This window comes from Streptomyces sp. Ru72, from assembly GCF_002920635.1.
Classification (GTDB): Bacteria; Actinomycetota; Actinomycetes; order Streptomycetales; family Streptomycetaceae; genus Streptomyces.
In genome coordinates this window covers 136,464-144,680 of the sequence record NZ_PQSR01000008.1, presented here as the reverse complement: position 1 = coordinate 144,680, position 8,217 = coordinate 136,464, and the positions used below count along the sequence as shown (strand labels likewise).

Genomic DNA, 8,217 nt, shown 5'->3' with positions numbered 1-8,217 from the left:
GGGTGCCGGCCTGCACGTCGGTCACCCCCTGGGGTACATCGCCACCGACGTCTTCGCCCGGTTCCAGCGCATGACCGGCCACAACGTCCTGCACACCCTGGGCTTCGACGCCTTCGGCCTGCCCGCCGAGCAGTACGCCGTGCAGACCGGCACGCACCCGCGCGTGTCCACCGAGGCCAACATCGAGAACATGAAGTCCCAGCTGCGCCGGCTGGGTCTGGGCCACGACAAGCGCCGGTCGTTCGCCACGATCGACCCGGACTACTACAAGTGGACCCAGTGGATCTTCCTGCAGATCTTCAACTCCTGGTACGACGATGAGGCCCGCACGGCCCGCCCGATCTCCCAGCTGATCGCCCAGTTCGAGTCGGGGGAGCGGGCGATTCCGGGCACCACGCGCGCGTGGAACGAGCTGAGCTCCGCCGAGCGCGCCGACGTCCTGGGCGAGTACCGACTGGCCTACGCCTCCGACGCGCCCGTCAACTGGTGCCCGGGTCTGGGCACGGTCCTGGCCAACGAGGAGGTCACCGCCGACGGCCGCTCCGAGCGCGGAAACTTCCCCGTCTTCAAGGCCAAGCTGCGCCAGTGGAACATGCGCATCACCGCCTACGCGGACCGGCTGCTGGAGGATCTGGAGGAGCTGGACTGGCCCGAGGCGATCAAGCTGCAGCAGCGCAACTGGATCGGCCGCTCCGAGGGCGCCCGCGTCGACTTCCCGATCGACGGCGAGACGATCACGATCTTCACCACGCGCCAGGACACCCTGTTCGGCGCCACTTACATGGTGCTGGCGCCCGAACACCCGCTGGTCGAGAAGTTCACCCCCGAGGCGTGGCCCGAGGGCACGCACGAGGTCTGGACCGGCGGCCACGCCACGCCCGCCGAGGCCGTCGCCGCCTACCGCGCCCAGGCCGCCTCCAAGTCGGACGTGGAGCGGCAGGCCGAGGCCAAGGACAAGACCGGCGTCTTCACGGGCGCGTACGCCACCAACCCGGTCAACGGCGAGAAGATCCCCGTCTTCATCGCCGACTACGTGCTGATGGGCTACGGCACCGGCGCGATCATGGCCGTCCCGGCGCACGACAGCCGCGACTTCGCCTTCGCGCGCGCCTTCGAGCTGCCGATCCGCTGCGTCGTGGAGCCCACCGACGGCCGCGGCACCGACCCGTCCACCTGGGACGACGCCTTCGTCTCCTACGACGCGAAGATCGTCAACTCCTCCGGTGACTCGGTGAAGCTGGACGGTCTGGGCGTCACCGACGCCAAGGCGCGCATCACCGAGTGGCTGGAGCGCAAGGGCATCGGCGAGGGCACGGTCAACTTCCGGCTGCGCGACTGGCTGTTCAGCCGCCAGCGCTACTGGGGCGAGCCCTTCCCGATCGTCTACGACGAGGACGGCGTGGCCCACGCGCTGCCCGAGTCGATGCTGCCGCTGGAGCTGCCCGAGGTCGAGGACTACAGCCCGCGCACCTTCGACCCGGACGACGCCGACACCCAGCCCGAGACCCCTCTGTCGCGCAACGAGGAGTGGGTCAACGTCACCCTGGACCTGGGCGACGGGCCGAAGAAGTACCGCCGCGAGACCAACACCATGCCCAACTGGGCCGGTTCCTGCTGGTACGAGCTGCGCTACCTGGACCCGCACAACGGCGAGAAGCTGGTCGACCCGGCCATCGAGCAGTACTGGATGGGCCCGCGCGAGGGCATGCCGCACGGCGGCGTCGACCTGTACGTCGGCGGCGCCGAGCACGCCGTGCTGCACCTGCTGTACGCGCGCTTCTGGTCCAAGGTGCTGTACGACCTGGGGTACGTCTCCTCGGCGGAGCCGTTCCACAAGCTGTTCAACCAGGGCATGATCCAGGCCTACGTCTACCGCGACAGCCGCGGCATCGCGGTGCCGGCAGCCGAGGTGGAGGAGCGCGACGGCGCCTACTACTACCAGGGCGAGAAGGTCACCCGTCTGCTGGGCAAGATGGGCAAGTCCCTGAAGAACGCGGTGACTCCGGACGAGATCGCCGCCGAGTACGGCGCGGACACGCTGCGCCTGTACGAGATGGCGATGGGCCCGCTGGACGTGTCGCGGCCGTGGGACACGCGGGCGGTGGTCGGCCAGTTCCGGCTGCTGCAGCGGCTGTGGCGCAACGTCGTCGACGAGACCACCGGTGAGGTCACCGTCGTCGACGCCGAGCCCGACGAGGACACCCTGCGGGCCCTGCACAAGGCCATCGACGGCGTGCGCCAGGACCTGGAGGGCCTGCGGTTCAACACGGCCATCGCCAAGATCACCGAGCTGAACAACCACCTGACGAAGGCGGGCGGCTCCGTGCCGCGCTCGGTCGCCGAGTCGCTGGTGCTGCTGATCGCGCCGCTGGCCCCGCACATCGCCGAGGAACTGTGGCGCAGGCTGGGCCACAACGACTCCGTCGTCCACCGGGACTTCCCGGTCGCCGACCCCGCCTACGTCGTGGACGAGACCGTGACCTGCGTGGTCCAGGTCAAGGGCAAGGTCAAGGCTCGCCTGGAGGTTCCGCCCTCGATCTCCGAGGAGGAGCTGGAGAAGGTGGCGCTGGCCGACGAGAAGGTGGTCGCGGCCCTGGGCGGCGCCGGGATCCGCAAGGTGATCGTGCGCGCGCCGAAGCTGGTGAACATCGTCACGGCATAGCGGCCTCGCCGTCGGGGGCGGTCGGTGCCGCCCTTGTCGGGGTAGTCCCCTACGGGCAGGTTCGGGGTTCTTCCGGAACCCTGGGCCTGCCCGTTGCGTTTACCGTGGAAGAGCGGTGAGCAGCCGCCCGGCCGACCGGAGGAGGAGCGTCGTGGAAGCCGTTCTGACCGTCATCGCGCTCCTGTTCGTGCTGTGCCTGATCCTCGGCGTGTATGCGACGGTGAAGGCGGTCGGCGCGGCGAAGCGCGGCGTGGACCGTACGATCGCGCAGGCCCGGCGCACGGTGGAGGACACCACCCTGCGCGCCAGAACCCTCACCCAGCCCGGTCCGGCGGGTGAACTCGCCGAGCTGCGGCTGAGGCTGCGCACCTCGATGCGCGCGACCCAGGACGCCCTCCACGCGGGCGTCACCGAGGACGAGTCACTGAAGGAGGCACTGGGCCTCTTCAAGCGCCTCAGCGCGCACGGACACGAACTGGACGCCGAGCTGCGGCGCCTGGAGACGGAGCCGGACCGCCAGGCGCTGGTCTCCCGGCTTCCGGAGCTGCGCGAACGAACCGAGCGCGTCACCCGGTCGGCGGACTCGCTGCGCTGGGCCGCTCATGACAGGGCACGCCGGTTCGCGGACGACGACCTGGACGCGCTGAGCGCGCAGATCGACGTGGAGGCGGGCGCCCTGCGCCACTGGACCAGGGAGCAGCCGACGGGGTCAGCCCCGTCCTGGCCCGAGGCGGCGGCGCCGCAGGACGCGGCCTCCTCCCAGACCTGGCCGCAGACACCCGAGTCGCGTGCGGCGCGGGAGCAGACCCGGCCGGCGCTCGGCCCGCGCACCCAGCGGCCCGTGTACCCCTGGCAGAGGAAGCCCCGCCCCGAGAGCAGCCGATGATCCCGCCAAGGACCGTCCAGCTCGACGGGGTCGGTCTGCCACCGTCGCGTTCCGGCAGGTAACCTCCAGCTCATGTCCCGCCATGTCGCGATCGTCACCGATTCAACGGCCTACCTGCCGCCCCGGACGATGGAGCGCCACGGCATCACCGCGGTGCCCCTGACCGTGGTCCTGGGCGACCAGGCACTCGAGGAGGGCACCGAGATCTCCGCCCGCTCCCTGGCCCAGGCCCTGCAGAAGCGACGGCCCGTCACCACCTCCCGGCCCAGCCCCGAGCTGTTCGCGGACACCTACCGCAAGGTCGCCGCGACGGGGGCGACCGACATCGTCTCGCTGCACCTGTCCTCCGAGTTCTCCGGCACGTACGACGCCGCGGTGCTCGCCGGGCGCCAGGCTCCCGTGCCGGTGCGTGTGGTCGACACCGGGATGGTCGCGATGGCTCTCGGCTTCTGCGCGCTGGCCGCCGCTCAGGCCGCGGAGGCGGGCGGCACGGTCGACGACGCCGTCACGGCGGCGGAGAAGCGGGCCGCGGACACCTCCACGTACTTCTACGTGGACACCCTGGACTATCTGCGGCGCGGCGGCCGGATCGGCGCCGCGCAGGCGCTGTTCGGCTCGGCGCTCGCGGTGAAGCCGCTGTTGCAGCTGAACGGCGGCCGTATCGAGTTGCTGGAGAAGGTGCGTACGGCGTCCAGGGCCATCGCCCGCCTGGAGGAGATCGTCGCCGAGCGCGCAGGCAACGGGAAGGTCGACATCGCGGTCCACCATCTCGCCGCTGCGGAACGGGCGTCGGCGCTCGCCGACCGCCTGCGCGCACGGGTGCCCGGGCTGGCCGACCTGCATGTGAGCGAGGTCGGCGCGGTGATCGGGGCGCACACGGGACCGGGTCTGCTGGGGGCCGTGGTGTCGCCTCGGTGACGGGGCCACGATCACGGCGGTACCTGGGGCGACGATGACTCATGTGGGTGACGGAGTTATCCACAACTAGGCAGTAATCCCCGGGAATCGACCAAGATCATCGCGAGGTCGGCGATCTGCCCGATCCTCGGCGCATGGCACTTCGACCACGTTCACGCACCACCGCTGCCACCAGCGGTCCCGGCCGCGGCCCCGGCTCCGACGGCCGCGCGCACCACCGCCCACGGCATCCGCGGGCGCACGCCCGGCGGCACCAGCCCTCGGCCGCTGACGCGCTGCGCCTGCGTGCGGAGGCACTCTTCGCCGAACGCGCGCAGGCCCGCTTCGCCGAAGGAGCAACGGACCGACAGCCATGGGGAAACGGCCCACCGAGGACGGACCGGGACGTCGGGGAGTCACGGGTGGGCACGTCGACGGCAAGCGAGGTCGCCCGTCCGAGCGGGCCGGCCGCCGTCGGCGACATGGACGCACCCGAGCCCGCCGCGGCGGGCGGCGCATGGCGGGAGCGCGTCGTCCCGGCACTGCGCGAGCGGATGCCGTTGTGGCTGCAGGCCAGGTGCGGGCTGGAGCGCAGGAGTGTGGCCGCGCTGGGCGTGCTCCTGCTGGTGGCCGTGGTCTTCGCCGCGCAGCACTTCTGGACGGGCCGGACCGAACCGGTGCGGGCGCCGGAGGTGGTCCGGGCGGCGGCGCCCTACGGGACGGCGGGAGCCGAACGCCCGGCGAAGCCGGGCGCCTCGACGGGAGCGCCGGCGACGGGACCGCGGGCGACGGACGGCCCGGGAGCGGGGACGGGGGCGGCCGTGGTGGTGGACGTCGGCGGCAAGGTGCGCAATCCAGGGCTGCAGAGGCTGCCGGCCGGGTCACGGGTGGCGGACGCCCTGCGGGCGGCGGGCGGAGTACGCCCGGGCACCGACACCGACGGCCTCAACCGCGCCCGCCTCCTGGTGGACGGCGAGCAGATCGTGGTGGGCGGTCCGGCCCCGGCGCCGGGCACCGGCCCGGTCCTCCCGGCGGCCGGCGGATCGGCCGCTCCCGGCACCCCGGTCTCCCTCAGCACCGCGACGGTGGACCAGCTCGACGCGCTGCCCGGGGTGGGGCCGGTGCTGGCCCAGCACATCGTCGACTACCGGTCCCAGCACGGCGGTTTCCGCTCGGTCGACGAACTCCGGGAGGTCAACGGCATCGGCGCACGCCGTTTCGCCGACCTGCGAAACCTCGTACAGCCATGAGGCCGCCGAAGCAACCCGGCGCGGACGGGCGGAAGGCGCCACCGGGGGACGTCCGCAGCCCGCTGGGTGATCCCCACCCCCGGCAGGAGGGGCCGGCGGATCTCCGGCTGGTGGGGCCCGCGTTGGGGGCCTGGAGCGCGGCCGCCTGGGCTCTGGACGCGCCGGTCGCCTGGGTCGTCGGTGTGGCCGTCGGCTGTCTCGCGGCGGCAGGTGGGCTGTTGGTGCTGCGCCGGGGCGACGCCGGCGGCGGGCTTCGGACCGGAGGCACGCGGTCGGTGGTACCGGTCGCCGCCGTGCTGCTCTGTGTCGCCGCTGCCGCCGCCTCCGCCTGGTTCCACGGCGCGGATCTGCGACGGGGGCCGGTTCCCGCTCTGGCACGTCAGTACTCCGAGGTGACCGCGGAGGTCGAGGTCACCTCCGACCCACGGCTCACCCGGCCCAGGATCCAGGGTGACCACGCCACGGCTACCGCCGTCCTGCTCGACGGCGAGATGCGGCGCCTGACGAAGGGCGACGGGACCGCGGTGGCGACGCGGACGCCCGTGCTGCTGGTCGTCGACTCGCACACCCGAGAGGCGGAGCCCGGGCGGTCACCGTGGCTCGCGCTGCTGCCCTCGACACGGGTGCGCGTGACGGGCAGGCTGGCACCCCCGCTGACCGGAGGTGACCGCGCTGCCGCCGTGCTCCGCGTCCGGGACGGGGGACCACCCGATGTCGTGGGCGAGCCGTCGACGGCGCAGCGCTGGGCGGGGCGGTTGCGCGCGGGGCTGCGGGAGGCGACCGACGGGCTCGGCCCGGACGCGCGGGCATTGCTTCCGGGGCTGGTCGTGGGCGACACCTCCCGAGTCACCCCAGAGCTGGACGACGCCTTCAAGGAGACGGATCTCGCGCATCTGCTCGCCGTGAGCGGAGGCAACCTCACGCTTGTGCTGGCCCTGTTCATCGGCCCGGCCGGACTGGCGCAGCGCGTCGAGCGCCGGGGACTCGCACCGCTGCTCGGCATCCCGCTGCGCAGCACGGCGCTGCTGGGCGGCGTGCTCACCCTCGGCTTCGTGGTCGTGTGCCGGCCCGACCCGAGCGTGCTGCGGGCCGCGGCCTGCGGGACGATCGCTCTGCTCGCACTCGCCACCGGGCGCCGCAGATCCCTGCTTCCCGCACTGGCCGCGGCGGTCCTGCTGCTGGTGCTGTACGACCCCTGGCTCGCGCGGGGCTACGGCTTCCTGCTGTCCGTGCTCGCCACCGGGGCGCTGCTGACGGTCGCCCCGCGCTGGAGCGCGGAGTTGCGGCGGCGCCGGGTGCCGCCCAGGCTCGCCGAGGCACTGGCCGCCGCGGCCGCCGCCCAGGCGCTGTGCGCACCGGTCGTCGCGGTGCTGTCGGCGCGGGTGAGCCTGGTCGCGGTGCCGTGCAACCTGCTCGCGGAGTTCGCGGTGGCGCCGGCCACGGTGCTCGGGTTCGCGGCACTGGCGGTGGCTCCGGTGGCTCCCCCGGTCGCCAAGGCACTGGCGTGGTGCGCGGGTTGGCCGGCCGGGTGGATCGCCGGCATCGCGCGCACCGGGGCGTCGTTGCCGGGCGGCGCGGTGGACTGGCCAGGCAGCTGGACGGGCGCGCTGCTGCTGGCCGCCGTGACGGCGATGGTCCTGGCCGTCTTCCGGAGGCTGCTGAGGCACCCCTGGCTGACCGGTGCCTGTGCCGTGGTGCTGCTGCTCGTGGTGGTGCAGCCCCCGCCTCTGACCCGGGTGATCACCGGGTGGCCGCCGCCGGGCTGGCGGTTCGCGATGTGCGACGTGGGGCAGGGTGACGCGACCGTGCTGGCTGCGGGCCGGGGCACGGCGGTGGTCGTGGACGCGGGGCCCGATCCGGCGCTGGTCGACCGGTGTCTGACCGTGCTCGGCGTCAGCCGGGTCGCGCTGCTCGTGCTGACCCACTTCCACGCCGACCACGTGGCGGGGCTCCCGGGAGTGCTGCGCGGGCGTGCGGTGGGGGCGATCGAGACGACCGGGTTCGACGAGCCACCGGACCAGGCCGCGTTCGTGCGCGCCCAGGCGGCCGCCCGGCACATTCCGGTGACGCGCGCCGTCGCCGGAGAGGCCCGCCGCACCGGGGAGCTCGACTGGCGGGTGATGTGGCCCCCCACGGATCCCGCCCCGTCCCCCGACGGACCGAACGACGCGAGCGTGGTGCTGTCGGTGCGGTCGGCGGGACTGACCCTGCTGCTGCTCGGGGATCTCGAACCACCGGCCCAGCAGGAGCTGTTGAGATCACCGGAAGGGGCGGAGCTGGGACCCGTGGACGTTTTGAAGGTCGCCCACCACGGGTCGGCCTACCAGGACCCTGAGCTCATACGCAGGGTGGCACCGCGGCTCGCGCTGATCTCATGCGGCAGGGGCAACCCCTACGGTCATCCGGCGCCGAGCACCCTCGCGGCGCTGCGGGACGAGGGCGCGCTGGTACTGCGCACGGACCAGGACGGCGCGATCGCCGTCGCCGGGGCGGGCGGAGGGCTGAGTGTGGCGAGAGACTGA

5 protein-coding genes are annotated in these 8,217 nt (G+C 73.2%); all 5 read left to right on the top strand.

All coding sequences use genetic code 11. The features are described from left to right. Window positions 1–2,662: leucine--tRNA ligase (gene leuS / locus C3488_RS06440; RefSeq protein ID WP_103838324.1), on the top strand; the 2,662-nt coding region annotated here is incomplete at its 5' end. 151 nt (window positions 2,663–2,813) lie between these two features. Further along, the gene (locus C3488_RS06435; RefSeq protein ID WP_103838323.1) at window positions 2,814–3,548 is read left to right on the top strand and encodes a hypothetical protein; all 735 of its coding nucleotides are present in this window, start codon (window positions 2,814–2,816) and stop codon (window positions 3,546–3,548) included. 72 nt (window positions 3,549–3,620) lie between these two features. Next, the gene (locus tag C3488_RS06430; RefSeq protein WP_103838322.1) at window positions 3,621–4,466 is read left to right on the top strand and encodes a DegV family protein; all 846 of its coding nucleotides are present in this window, start codon (window positions 3,621–3,623) and stop codon (window positions 4,464–4,466) included. 134 nt (window positions 4,467–4,600) lie between these two features. After that, complete coding sequence (locus C3488_RS06425; RefSeq protein ID WP_103838321.1) at window positions 4,601–5,695, top strand: ComEA family DNA-binding protein; 1,095 nt, start codon at window positions 4,601–4,603, stop codon at window positions 5,693–5,695. Then, window positions 5,692–8,217 (top strand): ComEC/Rec2 family competence protein, encoded by a 2,526-nt coding sequence (locus tag C3488_RS06420; protein ID WP_103838320.1) that lies wholly within the window; start codon window positions 5,692–5,694, stop codon window positions 8,215–8,217. Before C3488_RS06425 ends, C3488_RS06420 begins: the two co-directional genes overlap by 4 nt.

Coding starts and splice junctions, on each gene's coding strand:
- C3488_RS06420 (WP_103838320.1), top strand. CDS start 5,692: ATGAGGCCGCCGAAGCAACCCGGCGCGGACGGGCGGAAGGCGCCACCG.
- C3488_RS06430 (WP_103838322.1), top strand. CDS start 3,621: ATGTCCCGCCATGTCGCGATCGTCACCGATTCAACGGCCTACCTGCCG.
- C3488_RS06425 (WP_103838321.1), top strand. CDS start 4,601: ATGGCACTTCGACCACGTTCACGCACCACCGCTGCCACCAGCGGTCCC.